This is a genomic window from Bacillus sp. FSL K6-6038 (assembly GCF_038050455.1).
Taxonomy (GTDB): domain Bacteria; phylum Bacillota; class Bacilli; order Bacillales; family Bacillaceae_G; genus Bacillus_A; species Bacillus_A pseudomycoides.
Map to the genome: position 1 here is coordinate 2,045,729 of NZ_JBBOUH010000001.1, position 14,657 is coordinate 2,060,385.

The window sequence follows — 14,657 nt, forward strand, 5'->3', positions numbered from 1 at the left end:
TTTAGAGGGAAGGGGGAGCTATGATATGAGATGTATGGAAGAGTTAATGAAGTGTAGTTATGAAATGATTCATATGATTGGTGAGTATATGAATAGGGTGGAAGGTGAAGAGTTAAAGGATATATTAAAACAACATTTGCCTTATATTTTGCAAGCTTACAATGAACAAGTGAACTTTCAAGAAGGTGAAAATATACAGCATATGATTTGTGAACAACTGAAGTCTCCCCTTATACAAAATGATATACCGATGAAGAATACAAGTCAGGGTGACATTGAACTTGCTATTTCCTATATTTCGAATTTAAAAAGATTAGCACTCAGATTCGCCCAAGTTGCTGTAGAAGTTGCAAATCCGGAATTTCGATCATTTTTGGAAAACTGCTTTGTTAAAATGAATCGTTATGCATATAGTGTATGGCAATATGTTGTGAAAAAAGAATATACAATAGAGAATATATATGAAGACGAAAGATTTGCATAGAATAAAAAAACAAGACGGCATATGAGCTGTCTTGTTTTTTTGAAAAGAATTATAAGCTTTTTACCATTCCACCATCAACAAGGAATGATTGCCCAGTCATATAAGTATTTGCATCGGATGCAAGGAATGTAGCAAATTTAGCGAATTCACTAGGACGACCATATCTTCCAAGTGGGATAATTGCTTCATATTGTTTTTGAACGTCTTCTACTGCAATTCCGCGCTTTTCGGCAGCTGTTTCATCGAGAGAAGCGATGCGGTCCGTAGCAATACGTCCAGGAGCAATCGTATTAATTAAAATGTTATATGGAGCAAGCTCAGATGCTAACGTTTTTGCTAAGCCTGTAATGCCGACGCGGAATGTATTCGATAATAGTAATCCGGGAATGGGCTCTTTAATAGAAGACGAAGCAATGTTAATAATTTTGCCGCCTTGCTCTTTCATATATGGAAGTACTTCACGAATCATACGAACGTAACTTAATAAATTGAGCTCAAATGAATTGTACCAATCTTCGTCTGTTAATTGTTCAAATGTACCAGGCTTAGGGCCGCCGGCATTGTTTACTAAAATATCAATTGTGCCAAAGGTTTGTACAGTATATTCTACCGCTTGTTTCATGTTTTCTTTGTTTGTAACATCACAAACTGTATACATGGCAGTGCCTTTATTAAGAGCGATCAATTCTTTTTGTAAAGATGCTAGCTTTTCTTCATTACGACTAAGTAGCATAACATTTGTTCCTTCTTTTACAAGTTCCGTAGCAATTGCTTTTCCTAACCCTTGACTAGAAGCAACAACTAGTGCAGTTTTTCCAGCTAATCCAAGTTCCATATATATCAACCTTTCTTTGTTATATTATTTCTATTATAAGTGAAAAAGATCCAAAATAAAAAACAAACGCCTCTCTTATCAGAAAATTTACAGAAATTTACCGTATCTTTACTCTTTTCTCATATTATCTTCAAAAAAGAGAAGTAATATGAGATTGTACATATTCTATCAAAAGGGGGATAAGCAAATGAATAAATGGGTTAAATCTTTAACTGCTATGGCACTTGCGAGCTCTTTATTTATGGTAGGTTGTAGTAAAGGTGAGGACAAAAAGAAGGATGAGGACAAAACATCACAGCAAGATGAAAAGAAAGATCAAGAAACGAGCAAGGATAGTAATTCTTCAGATTCAAAGGAAAAAAAATAATATTTTGAATGGTAGGGCTTTCTCACGTGTTGGGGAAGCTTTTTTAGTTGCATATTTATCGTTTTTGAGAAAGAATAGAGAAAAATAGTAAGTAAGGAGTACGAAGATGAAAATATGTATATTTGGTGCAACTGGAAGAGTTGGGTCACAGTTAATGAAACTAGCATTACAAGATTCACATGATATCACAGTATTAGTTCGTGATCAAAATAAGCTTATGATGAGACATGATAAGCTACATATCGTAGAAGGGGATGTATTACAGGGAAATGATGTGAAGAAAGCTTTAAAGGACGCTGAGCTCGTTTTAAGCGCTCTTGGAACAGATGGAAATAGAACATTATCGAATAGTATACCTAGCATTATAAAACATATGGGGAAAGAGGGAGTAAAAAGGATTATTACGATAGGAACAGCAGGCATTTTACAGGCGCGAACAAATCAGAAGATATATCGATTTCAATCGGAAGAATCAAAAAGAAAAACCACAACGGCTGCAGAAGATCATTTAGCTGCTTATGTAGCTTTAAAAAATAGTGGGCTATGCTGGACAATTGTTTGTCCTACACATTTAATTGATGGTGAAGAAACGGGTATATACCGGACGGAGACGGATATGTTACCACTGGATGGATCAAAAATTACGGTAGGAGATACAGCTCGTTTTACGTGGTCTCTAATAAATGAAAAAGTATATGAAAATAGCCGTGTAGGCATTGCTTATTAAAAAAAACATCCCTGAAAAGGGATGGTTAAAAAAGAATGTAACATACAAAAATGATAATCATAATAATTTGTAAAATTGCTTTTGCTACTGTACTGCTTAAGAAGCCGACGACTGTAGCAATTCCGACCATAAACGCTTCTTGTGGTGTCTTTTTATGCATTATTTCTGTCACGAAAACAGACAGAAATGGAATGATAATGAGACCAAATGGTGGGAAGAAAAAGGAGCCGATAATAATAGAAACCATTCCCACACGTTCACCCCATTTGGTACTTCCATATTTCTTTAAGAAGTATCCATTTGCGATAAAATCAGCAACGAAAATAATGATGGTAAAAATGATTTGAAGGATCCAAAAACTTATTGTTAGCTCCCCACCATTTATGCCAAAATGATAAATGAGATATCCAGCCCACAGTGCAAGTATGCCAGGGATAATCGGATAGATAAACGCAATAAACGATACGATAAAACAAGCAATTATACAAAGTGTTAATAAAACGGTCACTTTATATCTCCTTTTTACTATCTAGTTTATGTACAGCAACTTTCTTAATTTGATGCCCATCAAGTTCTAATACTTTGAATTGGAAACCAGCATATTCAATTGAATAGCCAACTTCAATATTTAAATCAATTGCCTGAGATAGAAGCCAGCCCCCAATTGTATCTAAATCACTATCATCGATATGTAGACCAAATATATCATTTACTTCTGAAATGAGTACTTTTCCATCCAGTACAGTGAGTTTTGGTGTGCGTTTTTCAATCATTGGCGATTCATCTGCATCAAATTCATCTTGAATTTCACCAATAATTTCTTCAATAATATCTTCCATTGTTAATAGGCCAGCTGTCCCGCCGTATTCATCCATTACAATTGCCATTTGCACACGATTCTTTTGAAGATGAATTAATGTTTTACGGATTGGTACTGTTTCAAATACAGTTAAGACCGGATGTATATACGCTTCTAAAGGTTTTTGAATCCCCTTCGTTTGGTCGTGAAAAATTTCTTTTGTATTTAGCATCCCGATAATATCATCTTTATCTTTTTCAATAATCGGATAACGTGTATATTTTTCAGATGCCACGATATCCATATTTTCTTCTAATGTATTTTCGGTAGATAAACAAACCATTTCTGTGCGAGGTACCATAATTTCTTTGGCAACACGATCATCAAATTCGAAAATATTGTTTACATATTTGTATTCAGTTTGATTAATTTCACCACTTTTAAAGCTTTCACCTAAAATAAGTCGTAATTCTTCTTCTGAGTGAGCAAGTTCATTTTCTTTTGCTGGTTCTAAGCCGAATAGTTTTGTAAAGAATACGGCTGTACTATTAAGTGACCAAATGAAAGGATACATGATTTTATCAAACCAAATGAGTGGTTTGGCAAATTTTAATGTAATAGCCTCCGCTTTTTGAATTGCAAAAGATTTTGGAACAAGTTCCCCCAATACAACATGGAAAAAAGTGATGACACTAAATGCAATGATAAACGATAGCGTATTAGCCATTGCTCCAGTAATATTTATTTTTTCAAATAGTGGTCGTAGTAAGTGTTCAACAGTTGGTTCACCAAGCCAACCAAGGCCTAAAGACGTGATAGTAATACCAAGCTGACAGGCTGATAAGTATACATCTAAGTTAGAAACAACGCTTCTGGCAGCTAATGCTTGCTTATTTCCTTCATTTGCAAGCTGATCAATTCGACTTTTTCGTACTTTTACAACCGCAAATTCAGATGCGACGAAAAAGCCAGAAATGAGAATAAGTACAAAAATGAGAAAAATATTTAATATGTCCAAGTGTGTTCTCTACTCCGAAGTTGGAATAAAGATGTCACCTCCTGCAAGTATGTTATACTTTTATAATAAATCGAAATGAAAATAATAGTCAAAGGAAATGAGTAAATATTGGAATGTTTTTCTAACCATACATGAATTTGTTGGTATTTTACCCTGAATGAAAGGGGAATAACCCTCCATTTTTAAAAGGAGGGAGATAGCATGAAGCTTAATTACTTTATCAGTGTTTTTGTGATAGTGTAAGTTTGATGTTTAGACTGGTTTGTTGTCCACACGGATTGAAGAAAGGAAAGAATGATGTATGGAATATAAATGAGTAGCAGTCCAATTGTGACAACGGTCGGGGAACTTCCTCCAAATTGAATAATAAATTGTAGTAATCCTTTCGTATGAAAAATACATTCCATATAAAAAAATGACAGAATAATGGAGCTTAAAATAGATTTATGATTTGAAACAATTGCCATAAATAACGTATTAATGAGAAAAGTTGAATCACGTAAATCATGTTCTGCAGTTTTATTTAAAAACGGAATCCATTTTTTAATTGCCTGTATAACAATAATCATTGATGTACTACTTATGATGATGAGAGAGGAAAGGAATGGAATTGTTATGTACTTTGCGATGTATAAAGAAATTAAAACAATAGAACATTGTAATAAAGCAGTACTGAATGAGTATGGAATCCAGCGCAATATTGAAGTGTATTTTTTTAGTTGTTTTGGTGCCTTTAAGAATAAACGTCCCATTGTTAAGCTAATTGAAAAACCAATTGCGAGTGTGAATGTAAAACGCACGATTGATAAAAAGTATACTTCCCACATATAAGGGAATAGAAGTGTAGATTGTCCTGGAGCATGTAAAGTTGTGGTTGAATTTATAATAGGTTGTGATGAAAAAAGAATGGATTCATGCATCCAATCAATCATCGGGATGAAAATGGATGGAAAATGAGCGAGATTATGAAAAATCCCAAGTAAACCTTTCAAATAAGAAGACTCATGAGTTAATAATAAGGCGGGAATGGGGCTTATGATAAGAATAATAAGGAATCCTACAAAAAAGCGATATGTGTAAGAACGAAATAATGAAGACATAAAGGTTCACCTACTCTTTGAAAATTCAGAAAATTCTTATTCTTATTTTAGCGCTTTTTTGCTAAAGTTACAATATCTTTTTCTTTACATATGGGTATAAGCTAGGATTATAAGTAATTCTCTTTATTTTCAGCTATAGTCAGTAACTAGCTTAAGTATGATAAGTTGCTTATATTATTTGTTGTACAGAATGATAATCTACTAAATTTCTCAAAAATGAATCATTCATGAACAAATAATGACAATAATATGAAAAGATTTCAGAAAAATAAAATAAATTATTTATTTTTTTCTGAAAATATAATATAGTTATGGCACAGAAAGTATTTTAACATAAGGAGGCTTTTTATGAGGATTAAAGGAAATTATGTGCCAAAAAGAGAAGTTTTATATTGCTCCATTTCATTTACAATAGGTGAAGCATTGGATCATTTAAATAAAACAGGTTATCGTTGTGTGCCAGTTTTAGATGAAAAGAAAGAGAAATTTTTAGGGAATGTATATAAAGTAGATATTTTAGAATATAAAGGTTCATTAGAAGATGATTTATCAGAATTATTAAATGATAAAGAGGGCTATGTGAGAGAAGACTCTTCTTTCTTTAAAGTGTTCTTTACAATTAAGAAGCTACCATATTTGTCCGTTATCGATGAGAAAGGGACATTTCTTGGAATCTTAACTCATAAAAAGGTATTTGAGTTATTAGAGGATGCATGGGGTGTTCATTCTAGCAGGTATTCTGTTATGGTGGGAACCCAAGATTATAATGGAGCGATTCAAAAACTATCTACAGTTTTGAAAAAATATAGTGGCATACAAAGTTTAATGACATTTGATAATGATGCGTTATTAGTACGCAGAATTATGTTTACACTAGGCGAAGAATTTAAACCAGAAGAATTAGATTCATTGCTTAAGGATTTAGAAGACCATGGATTTCGCGTTGTATATGTAGAAGAAATGAATAATCCACGTGAAGTGGAGACAATAGAATAGAAGATAAAAAGCCATCTGTATAATTTAGATGGCTTTTCGTTATACATAAAAAAGGAAATAGTAATGTTATTTCGAGATAACAAAATGAATCGTTGCATATTTGTTTCTAAAATATTTTCCTAAAAGAATAATAGACGAGGAAGGAGAACTTATTATTTTGTTTTTCGAAAAATTCTATATAAAAAATATGTTTTTATTTTTCAACTAAATATGTTACTATATGTGTGACAAAAGCAAAGAAGTCTGACAAGTTTACTCCATGGTTTAACACTCTAATGATTTGAATATTCAAAAAAATCAAAATTTATAAATTAGAGTAATAAAAAGGGGAAGTGGAAAAATTATGGAGAAAGGCATTGCCTTTTAAGGGGCGATATATTAATCAACATGAGCAGAGAGGAGGATGCATAGCATATTGTGAAAAAAGATAAAAACAATAGGGAACATGCTATGCAAGAAAAAGATGAAGGGACGATTAAGGCCAGGAGATACGATAGCAATTGGTTTGATGTTGTTTGCATTATTTTTAGGAGCAGGAAATTTAATTTTCCCACCAGTATTAGGTCAACAAGCAGGAGAAAATGTTTGGATTGCCACAATTGGATTCCTTGTGACAGGAGTCGGACTTCCTCTATTAGCTGTAACCGCTGTAGCTTTTGTAGAGGGAGACTTAAAAGCGTTATCCTCTAGAGTACATCCTATATTTGCGTTTATTTTCCCACTGATTAGTTATTTAGCGATTGGACCATTCTTTGCAATCCCGCGTACAGGGGCAGTTTCATTTGAAATGGGAATGAAGCCGTTTCTATCAGAAGCGTTTTTGTCAGAGTGGTATATGCTGTTTCTATACACAGTAGTTTTCTTTGGGGTTACTTGGTATTTATCATTAAATCCATCAAAACTAATTGATTGGTTTGGAAAGTTCCTTACCCCATTATTAGTATTAATTGTTGCTGTAATTGTTGGGAAAGCGATTATTGATCCAATTGGGGCGCCTGCTGCACCATTAGATGCATACAAAGAAAATGCATTTTTTGGCGGATTTATTCAAGGATATTTAACGATGGATGCTATTAGTGCACTTGTATTTGGGATCGTTGTTGTACAAGTTATTCGTTCAAAAGGGATAAAAGAGAGTGGACAAATTGCAAAAATAACAATTATATCAGGAATTATTGCTGTGGTAGGCTTAACATTAATTTATTTATCACTTGCTTATCTTGGTTCGACAAGTACATCACTTGGCGTTTCTGATAATGGAGGTCTTATTTTAACGAAAGTTGTAAATGAGCTATATGGAACAAGTGGAAAAGTATTGTTAGGCCTTGTTATTACACTTGCATGTTTAACAACTTCAGTTGGACTTACATCGGCGTGTGCGGGATTCTTTACAAACTTATTCCCAAGATTATCACATAAAATGATTGTCACATTGGTATGTGCGTTTAGTTTATTTGTATCAAACTTAGGGTTAACACAGCTTATTGCTGTAACATTGCCTGTGTTACTGATTATTTATCCTGTTGCGATTGTACTAATTGTTCTGTCTTATTTCCATAAATGGATTGGGCAGCGAAATACAATATATATCGGTGCGATTTTAGGGGCACTAGTTATTAGTCTATTTAACGGTTTAGAAAGTGCAAATATTAAGTTTGATGCTATAACAAATGTGTTGCAAATGCTTCCTTTATATAAGGAAGGAATTGGATGGTTATTGCCATCATGTGTTGGTGGAGTTATCGGTTACTTCCTATATAGACCAAATGAATCAAGGGAGTTACAAAAGAAAGGTGCTTAGGCATCTTTCTTTTTTTAGAGGGAATTTGCATGTTTTGTCTAAATGATAATTTGGGAGGGAGAATAAAATGGCTAATTTTGAAGACTTTTTACAGTTAGATTTACGTATTGGAACGATAAAAAAAGCAGAAGAGTTTAAAGAAGCGCGTGTACTTGCAATTAAGCTGGAAATTGACTTTGGTGAACTTGGTATGAAGCAATCCAGTGCTCAAATTACAAAGCGGTATACACCAGAAGTGTTAATTGGAAAACAAGTTGTTGCCGTAGTGAATTTTCCACCAAAACGTGTTGCAGGCTTTAAATCAGAGGTGCTTGTGTTAGGAGGAGTCCCAGAACATGGTGATGTAATCTTATTGCAACCTGATATAGAAATTCCAAATGGAACGCCAATTAGTTAATATGGGAGAGGATTGGAAATGGAAGTTAGAAAAGCTTATTTAGAATGTGTTTTTTTAAACTTTAAGGCGATTCAAAAGCAAGGAGAACAATCGCTTTCACAGTTATCATATGAACAACTATGCTGGACACCTCATGAAGAAGCAAACAGTATTGCGATTATCATTAAACATTTGCATGGGAATATGCGCTCAAGATGGACAGATTTCTTAACGACAGACGGTGAAAAGCTAGATCGGAATCGTGATGGTGAATTTGAAGGCGGTTATGCTTCAAAAGAAGAAGTGCTAGCAGCATGGGGGGGAGGATGGGGGTATGTTTTTCAAGCGCTGCAATCATTAACTCCGCAAGATCTTTTAAAGATAATTCATATTCGTGGTGAAGCGCATAGTGTTATGCAAGCAATTGAAAGGCAGATTGCTCATTATGCATCACATATTGGACAAATTATTTATGTTGGGAAATTGCTGAAAGAAAAAGATTGGGAGTGTTTAAGTATTCCTAAAGGACAGTCTAATCGCTATCTTCAAAAGTGACGTTCGATATAATAATAAGAAATGAAGCGATATAGAGCTGGTAGTAAAAAAAAGATCCAAATAATTGAGGGTTCAGTTATGGTTAAAACACTCCCTATAGCGAGAGTATACCAAATGAAATATGCTCCAAATAACGTGTTAATAGGAATGAAACTAGAAAAGAAAAATTGTTGGCTAAAACAAGTATTGTGAAATAAGTAGATACGTATGTAAAATATTGTGGTGATAAGATCTTGTTTTCTGATAATTTTCTTCTGGCATTTATGACATATAAAAGGTGGTTTCATCTTTACACTCCATTTAAAGGTAAGTATTAAGTTTTTCTTACATTTGTTACTAGTTTATAAATAAGGAGATATAAAGAATATACTCCTACATAAGCCCCGGTAAGGAGAAATAATGGATTCAATAAAATACTGTGAATGGTTGTCATAAATACTAAGCCGTGCAGTACAACATCATATATGTTAAAAGCAATTAGTATACCCAGTATATATAATGAAAGGTACGCGCAAATATCTAAGAAAGCACGGATTTTAGGGTGTGCTGCAAATAATAAAAAAACACATGATAAAACAATAGGAATTATACCTATAATTAGCTTCAATTCACTTCACCTCTATGACAATATAGCCGAAATTTAGGCGGTCTATTCTCTATAGCTTGTACATAAGTTGGAACAGAGAGGGTGATGTTATGAATCGAGGCTTTTTTTATGTAAAATTAACGAGTGTACGAAAGCTCATTTTATTTGTTGTCATTATGATGTTAGCAACTTTTTTTCTTATTAGTATGATGGTGACTTCATTAAAAGAAACAAAGTCAGCATATTTATATAATTGGTTGAATGAGTTGTCAATAAATGGTTATATGTATGTGATTGGAAAGGAAAATCACTATTTTACACAAGAATATCGGAATTTAAATCAAGATTTTTCGATTTCATCTTTTCTTTTTTCAACTGTAACGAATATTCGATTTGATGATGTACGTAGCTTTGTTGGAAAGGAGCTTCCGGGTTTTGGGAAATACGATACGGAAATCGTCATTGCTGGTGAAGGAACAGATTATTCTAACTTACCAATAGAATCGAGTGTTCCACTTGAGGAAGTAGTGAAAGAGCGGACTGGAGAAGCAGGACAAGTTCCGAAAACGGATACAAATAAAGACAAGAAACAACCATCTCAAACAACTGGGAAAAGACAAGTGGCCTTTATTTATCATACGCATAGCTGGGAGTCTTATTTACCGTTATTAAATTTGACAAATAATCCAAATCCAAATAAAGCGACAAGCTCTGTGACGAATATTTCTATTTTGGGAGACAGATTCCGTGAGCAATTAGAAAATGAAGGGATAGGGGCAGTTAATGATAAAACAGATGTTGGGGAGAGGTTGATTAGTAAGGGTTTAAATGATACAAGTTCTTATAAAATGTCTCGTGAAGTTGTACAGGAAGCAATGGCTAGTAACAGAGAATTGCAATACTTCTTTGATTTGCACCGAGATAGCGCTCGTAAAAATGTCACAACAAAAGCGATTGGAGATAAATCATATGCGAAGCTTGCTTTTGTCATTGGAAAAGGAAATAAAAATTATGCAAAAAACTTACAATTAGCAACTGCGCTACATGAAGCGATTAATAAAAAATATCCTGGAGTAAGCCGCGGTGTTATTCAAAAGGGATTTCAAACAGGGAACGGTGTTTATAATCAGGACTTATCAGGACAAGCGATTTTAATTGAAGTGGGAGGTGTAGATAATACATCTGAAGAATTAAATCGTTCCATTGATGTATTGGCGAAAGCATTTAGTGAATATTTTTGGCAAGCAGAAAAGGTAAATGGATGAACGTAAGTGAGATACTTACGTTTTTTTGTGTGTTCAAAAAATAAAAAGATGGAAGCTAAGCTTTTATCTCGCTATCCGCGGGTAGTAAGCCCCAACTTTAAAATGTAGCAAATGTAAAAAATTTAAGTGAGGTAAGAAGAAAACTCCCACTGATTAAAGTTTCACTTTATTGTCACAATTTTTTCTTCATTATATTGATATCGAAAATTGTCTATTTCTCCTGGGGAAAATAGAAAGGAATTTCATAAAAAAATAGCGAAAATCTCTTTATAAAGAAAATTTTTATATTATAAACTTGGTAGGGTGATAGAAATGATTCGAGAAATTCGAGTAGAGGACGCAGCAGCATTTTTGCAATTAGGAAAACAATTGGATGAAGAAACTACTTTTATGCTATTAGAACCAGGTGAACGGAATACAACAGTAGAGCAGCAAACACAAATGATTCAACGTTTTGTAGAAGATTATAATTCTACTATATTTGTAGCAGTAGAAGGGGAGCAATTAGTTGGATTTATTTTAGCTAATGGTGGTAATGTGCAAAGAAACAAGCATGCAGCAGCAATTGTAATTGGAATCTTACAAGAATATGGCGGAAAAGGAATTGGGACGACATTGTTTAAAGAAGTAGAAAAGTGGGCAAGATTACATGATATATGGCGTTTGGAATTAACAGTAATGGCCCACAATACAAGAGCGCAGGCACTATATAAAAAAGCAGGATTTGAACAAGAAGGTGTCAAAAAAGATTCTCTTATTGTCGAGGGTGAGCGTGTCGATGAGTATTATATGGCCAAATTATTAAAATAAGAGGTCGTTGTATGAAAAAAAGATGGACACTACTGGGTGTCGTAGTAGTTGTAATTATTATTGGAGTGGCAAGCATTAATTATAAAATGTATAAAGATAAACAGGCACAAGAGGTGAATAGTAGCGTTGTATTTCCAAAAGCACAAGAAACTATTGCCAAAATGGAAGGAGATCTTGCGGTTGTCAATAATCCTGATTCCGTACTTGTACTTGTAAATAAAAGCAGACGGCTACCAGATCGTTATAAGCCACAAGATTTAGTTATTCCAAAAGTGCGTTATTCGAGTGAAGGTGATCAAGAGAAAAAGAAGATGAGGAAAGAAGCAGCGCAGGCACTTGAAAAAATGTTCGAGCAAGGAGATCAGGAGCGGATTTTTCTTTTTGCAGTTTCTGGATACCGGTCTTTTGATCGGCAAAAAGCATTAAATACAATGTATAAGATTCAAGATGGAGAAGCAAAAACAGCAATGTCTAGTGCTGTTCCAGGAACGAGTGAACATCAAACGGGACTCGCAATGGATATTACATCACAATCAGCTAAATTCCAATTAGAGTCTGTTTTTGGAGATACAAAAGAAGGGAAATGGCTATCTCAAAATGCGCATCGATTTGGTTTTGTCATTCGGTATACAAAAGAGAAGGAGTCCATTACGGGTTATCGGTATGAACCGTGGCACGTACGTTATGTAGGGAATCCACAAGCGACATATCTATATGAAAATCAACTCACCTTAGAGGAAGCGATGAAGTAATGAATTGAGGGGAGACGGATTAGATGACGATGTTATATAAGAAAAAAGTATATGCATACATTACAAGGGAGAAAGCAGGAGTTATGCAGTTGCTTGTTTTTACTCATCGTGATATACCAGAAGCAGGTATACAGGTCCCAGGTGGCACAGTTGACGAAGGAGAAAAATTAGAAGCAGCAGTACTGCGTGAAGTAATAGAAGAGTCTGGACTTCGTCATTTATGTATAGAACGTTTCATTGATGATTATATCATCTATATGAAAGAAAAACAGGAGTATCAAAAGCGTCACTTCTTTCACATTTCATTATTAACAGATGTAAAAGATATGTGGGAACATATAGTAAGTGCAGGAGAGGAAGATGAGGGCCTAACATTTTGTTATGAATGGGTTGATATAGCAAAGTGTCCTGTATTAGCAGGGAATCAAGGTGAATTTGTACATTTATTAGAGGACGTGTATGTGAAATAAAAGAGAGTTTGAAAATAGGAAGAGAATATATGTGATTGTTAACAACGTTTTAGATAGTTTTATTCGTCTAAGGCGTTTTTTATTTTGTTTGAAGGTTTTTATGTATGGTAGACGAAATGTTTAAACAGATGTGAATTTGTCGAAATGAGGAGACAAGGCAATGATTAAAGTTAATAAGTAATAAGATAAGATCTGAAACTAGGAAACAACTTGTAAGGGGAGAAATCAGATGGAGATTCAATTCAATAAACTACTAAGAAAAGAATTAACAATTCATGGTATACAAACAGCGATGGAAAATGGGGAACTTACTTCGAAAGAGTTAGTTATGTATTACCTTCATAGAATAGCGAAGTATGACCAAGACGGTCCGAAAATAAATTCTATTTTAGAAATAAATCCAGATGCAATTTTTATCGCAGAAGGATTAGATCATGAAAGAAAAATAAAGGGTGTCAGAGGTCCTTTGCACGGTATTCCTATTCTCTTAAAAGATAATATTGAAACAAATGATTCAATGCATACAAGTGCAGGAACAATTGCGCTTGAAAACTATAGGAGTAATCATGATGCATTTCTTGTTGAAAAGCTTCGTGAAGCAGGTGCAGTCATATTAGGTAAGACGAATATGACAGAATTAGCGAATGGAATGTCTTTTGAAATGTGGGCTGGATATAGTTCAAGAGGTGGACAAGTCATTAATCCATATGGATCAGGTGATGATGACCTTTTTGTTGGTGGTTCAAGTACAGGATCGGCCGTAGCGGTTGCTGCCAACTTAACCGTTTTATCTGTTGGAACAGAAACAGATGCCTCTATTTTAAGTCCAGCAGTTCAGAACTCTGTAGTTGGTATTAAGCCTACTGTTGGCTTAGTAAGTCGCAAGGGGATTATACCTTTTACATATTCGCAAGATACAGCGGGATCTTTTGCTAGAACAGTAACTGACGCGGCAATTTTATTGGGGAGTCTAACAGGAATAGACCAGCTTGATCCTGCAACTTATAAAAGTGAAGGAAGAGCTCAACAAGATTATATGGTTTATTTAGATTCTAATGGTTTAAGGAGTGCTAAAATTGGAGTATTTAACAAAGCCTCTGAAAGCTATTACGAATCTGGAGAGTATGATGAGGAACTATTTCAGAATGCTATACAAGTACTGCGTAATGAAGGAGCAACAGTATTAGAAGATATCGAAATTCCATCTTTTCATAGGGAGTGGAGTTGGAGAGTCTCATCGTATGAATTAAAACATAGTCTAGATAATTATCTTTCCAAGTTACCTTCCAATATTCCAGTCCATTCTATCTCTGAATTAATTGCATTTAATAAAAATATAGAAGAGAAAGCATTAAAATATGGACAAAGTAGGTTGGAGTTTGGAAAGGATTTTTCTAATACGTTAAGAAACCCTGAATACTTAAATGCAAAATTAGAAGATTTATATTTTTCCCAGGAACAAGGAATTGATTTTGCGTTAAAGAAATATGATCTTGATGCAATTCTCTTCCCTTCATATATAGGATCAACAATATGTGCCAAAGCTGGTTATCCTTCCATAGCAGTACCGGCTGGATATATGAAAAGCGGAAGACCGTTTGGAATCACTTTTGCAAGTACTGCTTTTAGCGAAGGGACTTTAATTAAGCTTGCATATGCATTTGAACAAGCTACAAAACATAGACGAATTCCAAATTTATCGTAAATAGAATGCAA

18 protein-coding genes are annotated in these 14,657 nt (G+C 34.2%); 12 read left to right on the plus strand and 6 right to left on the minus strand.

From position 1 onward, the window contains the following. The first annotated feature begins 25 nt into the window (after positions 1 to 25). A complete protein-coding gene (locus NSQ40_RS10490) occupies positions 26 to 484 on the plus strand; it encodes a spore coat protein (protein ID WP_018765476.1) in 459 nt (152 codons plus the stop codon). A gap of 49 nt (positions 485 to 533) precedes the next feature. On the opposite strand, the gene NSQ40_RS10495 is transcribed toward NSQ40_RS10490, so the two are convergent. Next, on the minus strand, positions 534 to 1,319 hold the full coding sequence (locus NSQ40_RS10495; RefSeq protein WP_003197135.1) for an SDR family oxidoreductase: 786 nt from the start codon (positions 1,317 to 1,319) through the stop codon (positions 534 to 536). A 187-nt stretch (positions 1,320 to 1,506) separates the two neighbouring features. On the opposite strand from NSQ40_RS10495, the gene NSQ40_RS10500 reads away from it, so the two are divergent. Both NSQ40_RS10500 and NSQ40_RS10505 read left to right on the plus strand, forming a co-directional pair. After that, positions 1,507 to 1,686, plus strand: coding sequence for a hypothetical protein (locus NSQ40_RS10500; protein WP_016114600.1), 180 nt, complete (start codon positions 1,507 to 1,509; stop codon positions 1,684 to 1,686). A 106-nt stretch (positions 1,687 to 1,792) separates the two neighbouring features. Further along, complete coding sequence (locus tag NSQ40_RS10505) at positions 1,793 to 2,413, plus strand: NAD(P)-dependent oxidoreductase (protein ID WP_003197138.1); 621 nt, start codon at positions 1,793 to 1,795, stop codon at positions 2,411 to 2,413. Between the two features lie 25 nt (positions 2,414 to 2,438). Here NSQ40_RS10505 and NSQ40_RS10510 read toward each other — a convergent pair whose 3' ends face one another. The 3 genes from NSQ40_RS10510 to NSQ40_RS10520 all read right to left on the minus strand — a co-directional run bounded on the left by NSQ40_RS10510 (position 2,439) and on the right by NSQ40_RS10520 (position 5,330). Next, the gene (locus NSQ40_RS10510; RefSeq protein WP_003197140.1) at positions 2,439 to 2,921 is read right to left on the minus strand and encodes a DUF456 domain-containing protein; all 483 of its coding nucleotides are present in this window, start codon (positions 2,919 to 2,921) and stop codon (positions 2,439 to 2,441) included. A 1-nt stretch (position 2,922) separates the two neighbouring features. Next, positions 2,923 to 4,230 (minus strand): hemolysin family protein, encoded by a 1,308-nt coding sequence (locus tag NSQ40_RS10515; RefSeq protein ID WP_098158727.1) that lies wholly within the window; start codon positions 4,228 to 4,230, stop codon positions 2,923 to 2,925. A gap of 212 nt (positions 4,231 to 4,442) precedes the next feature. After that, positions 4,443 to 5,330, minus strand: a complete 888-nt coding sequence (locus NSQ40_RS10520; RefSeq protein ID WP_003206939.1) for a hypothetical protein — start codon at positions 5,328 to 5,330, stop codon at positions 4,443 to 4,445. A 348-nt stretch (positions 5,331 to 5,678) separates the two neighbouring features. On the opposite strand from NSQ40_RS10520, the gene cbpA reads away from it, so the two are divergent. From cbpA to NSQ40_RS10540, 4 genes are all read left to right on the plus strand, one after another. Beyond that, positions 5,679 to 6,326, plus strand: coding sequence for a cyclic di-AMP binding protein CbpA (gene cbpA, locus NSQ40_RS10525; protein ID WP_003197146.1), 648 nt, complete (start codon positions 5,679 to 5,681; stop codon positions 6,324 to 6,326). Positions 6,327 to 6,789: 463 nt separating this feature from the next. Then, positions 6,790 to 8,127 (plus strand): branched-chain amino acid transport system II carrier protein BrnQ4, encoded by a 1,338-nt coding sequence (gene brnQ4, locus NSQ40_RS10530; protein WP_033796086.1) that lies wholly within the window; start codon positions 6,790 to 6,792, stop codon positions 8,125 to 8,127. A gap of 67 nt (positions 8,128 to 8,194) precedes the next feature. Next, on the plus strand, positions 8,195 to 8,524 hold the full coding sequence (gene csaA, locus NSQ40_RS10535; protein WP_003206946.1) for a chaperone CsaA: 330 nt from the start codon (positions 8,195 to 8,197) through the stop codon (positions 8,522 to 8,524). 18 nt (positions 8,525 to 8,542) lie between these two features. Further along, positions 8,543 to 9,058 (plus strand): DUF1572 family protein, encoded by a 516-nt coding sequence (locus NSQ40_RS10540; protein WP_097786790.1) that lies wholly within the window; start codon positions 8,543 to 8,545, stop codon positions 9,056 to 9,058. Here NSQ40_RS10540 and NSQ40_RS10545 read toward each other — a convergent pair. Together NSQ40_RS10545 and NSQ40_RS10550 are read right to left on the minus strand one after the other, a co-directional pair. Continuing rightward, a complete protein-coding gene (locus NSQ40_RS10545) occupies positions 9,049 to 9,345 on the minus strand; it encodes a permease (protein WP_224796182.1) in 297 nt (98 codons plus the stop codon). The genes NSQ40_RS10540 and NSQ40_RS10545 overlap by 10 nt on opposite strands. Before the next feature lie 26 nt (positions 9,346 to 9,371). Further along, positions 9,372 to 9,665 carry a hypothetical protein gene (locus tag NSQ40_RS10550; protein WP_016114606.1) on the minus strand — a complete coding sequence of 98 codons (294 nt, stop codon included), beginning with the start codon at positions 9,663 to 9,665 and terminating at the stop codon, positions 9,372 to 9,374. Between the two features lie 89 nt (positions 9,666 to 9,754). Here NSQ40_RS10550 and spoIIP point away from each other — a divergent pair, with 89 nt between their 5' ends. The 5 genes from spoIIP to NSQ40_RS10575 all read left to right on the plus strand — a co-directional run bounded on the left by spoIIP (position 9,755) and on the right by NSQ40_RS10575 (position 14,646). Continuing rightward, positions 9,755 to 10,909 carry a stage II sporulation protein P gene (spoIIP, locus tag NSQ40_RS10555; protein WP_003206948.1) on the plus strand — a complete coding sequence of 385 codons (1,155 nt, stop codon included), beginning with the start codon at positions 9,755 to 9,757 and terminating at the stop codon, positions 10,907 to 10,909. A 312-nt stretch (positions 10,910 to 11,221) separates the two neighbouring features. After that, positions 11,222 to 11,719 carry a GNAT family N-acetyltransferase gene (locus tag NSQ40_RS10560; protein ID WP_016114607.1) on the plus strand — a complete coding sequence of 166 codons (498 nt, stop codon included), beginning with the start codon at positions 11,222 to 11,224 and terminating at the stop codon, positions 11,717 to 11,719. Between the two features lie 11 nt (positions 11,720 to 11,730). Next, entirely contained in the window at positions 11,731 to 12,471 is a 741-nt protein-coding gene (locus NSQ40_RS10565; RefSeq protein ID WP_006094622.1) for a M15 family metallopeptidase, read from the plus strand. Between the two features lie 23 nt (positions 12,472 to 12,494). After that, positions 12,495 to 12,941, plus strand: a complete 447-nt coding sequence (locus tag NSQ40_RS10570; RefSeq protein WP_003197163.1) for an NUDIX hydrolase — start codon at positions 12,495 to 12,497, stop codon at positions 12,939 to 12,941. 229 nt (positions 12,942 to 13,170) lie between these two features. Continuing rightward, positions 13,171 to 14,646 (plus strand): amidase family protein, encoded by a 1,476-nt coding sequence (locus NSQ40_RS10575; RefSeq protein WP_006094623.1) that lies wholly within the window; start codon positions 13,171 to 13,173, stop codon positions 14,644 to 14,646. Positions 14,647 to 14,657 lie beyond the last annotated feature (11 nt).

Bases quoted from the DNA above. Each gene is read 5' to 3' on its own strand.
- NSQ40_RS10490 (WP_018765476.1), top strand. From the start codon at position 26: ATGAGATGTATGGAAGAGTTAATGAAGTGTAGTTATGAAATGATTCAT.
- NSQ40_RS10520 (WP_003206939.1), bottom strand. From the start codon at position 5,330: ATGTCTTCATTATTTCGTTCTTACACATATCGCTTTTTTGTAGGATTC.
- NSQ40_RS10570 (WP_003197163.1), top strand. From the start codon at position 12,495: ATGACGATGTTATATAAGAAAAAAGTATATGCATACATTACAAGGGAG.
- cbpA (WP_003197146.1), top strand. From the start codon at position 5,679: ATGAGGATTAAAGGAAATTATGTGCCAAAAAGAGAAGTTTTATATTGC.
- NSQ40_RS10540 (WP_097786790.1), top strand. From the start codon at position 8,543: ATGGAAGTTAGAAAAGCTTATTTAGAATGTGTTTTTTTAAACTTTAAG.
- NSQ40_RS10565 (WP_006094622.1), top strand. From the start codon at position 11,731: ATGAAAAAAAGATGGACACTACTGGGTGTCGTAGTAGTTGTAATTATT.
- NSQ40_RS10560 (WP_016114607.1), top strand. From the start codon at position 11,222: ATGATTCGAGAAATTCGAGTAGAGGACGCAGCAGCATTTTTGCAATTA.
- NSQ40_RS10575 (WP_006094623.1), top strand. From the start codon at position 13,171: ATGGAGATTCAATTCAATAAACTACTAAGAAAAGAATTAACAATTCAT.
- brnQ4 (WP_033796086.1), top strand. From the start codon at position 6,790: ATGAAGGGACGATTAAGGCCAGGAGATACGATAGCAATTGGTTTGATG.
- csaA (WP_003206946.1), top strand. From the start codon at position 8,195: ATGGCTAATTTTGAAGACTTTTTACAGTTAGATTTACGTATTGGAACG.
- spoIIP (WP_003206948.1), top strand. From the start codon at position 9,755: ATGAATCGAGGCTTTTTTTATGTAAAATTAACGAGTGTACGAAAGCTC.
- NSQ40_RS10500 (WP_016114600.1), top strand. From the start codon at position 1,507: ATGAATAAATGGGTTAAATCTTTAACTGCTATGGCACTTGCGAGCTCT.
- NSQ40_RS10545 (WP_224796182.1), bottom strand. From the start codon at position 9,345: ATGAAACCACCTTTTATATGTCATAAATGCCAGAAGAAAATTATCAGA.
- NSQ40_RS10505 (WP_003197138.1), top strand. From the start codon at position 1,793: ATGAAAATATGTATATTTGGTGCAACTGGAAGAGTTGGGTCACAGTTA.
- NSQ40_RS10495 (WP_003197135.1), bottom strand. From the start codon at position 1,319: ATGGAACTTGGATTAGCTGGAAAAACTGCACTAGTTGTTGCTTCTAGT.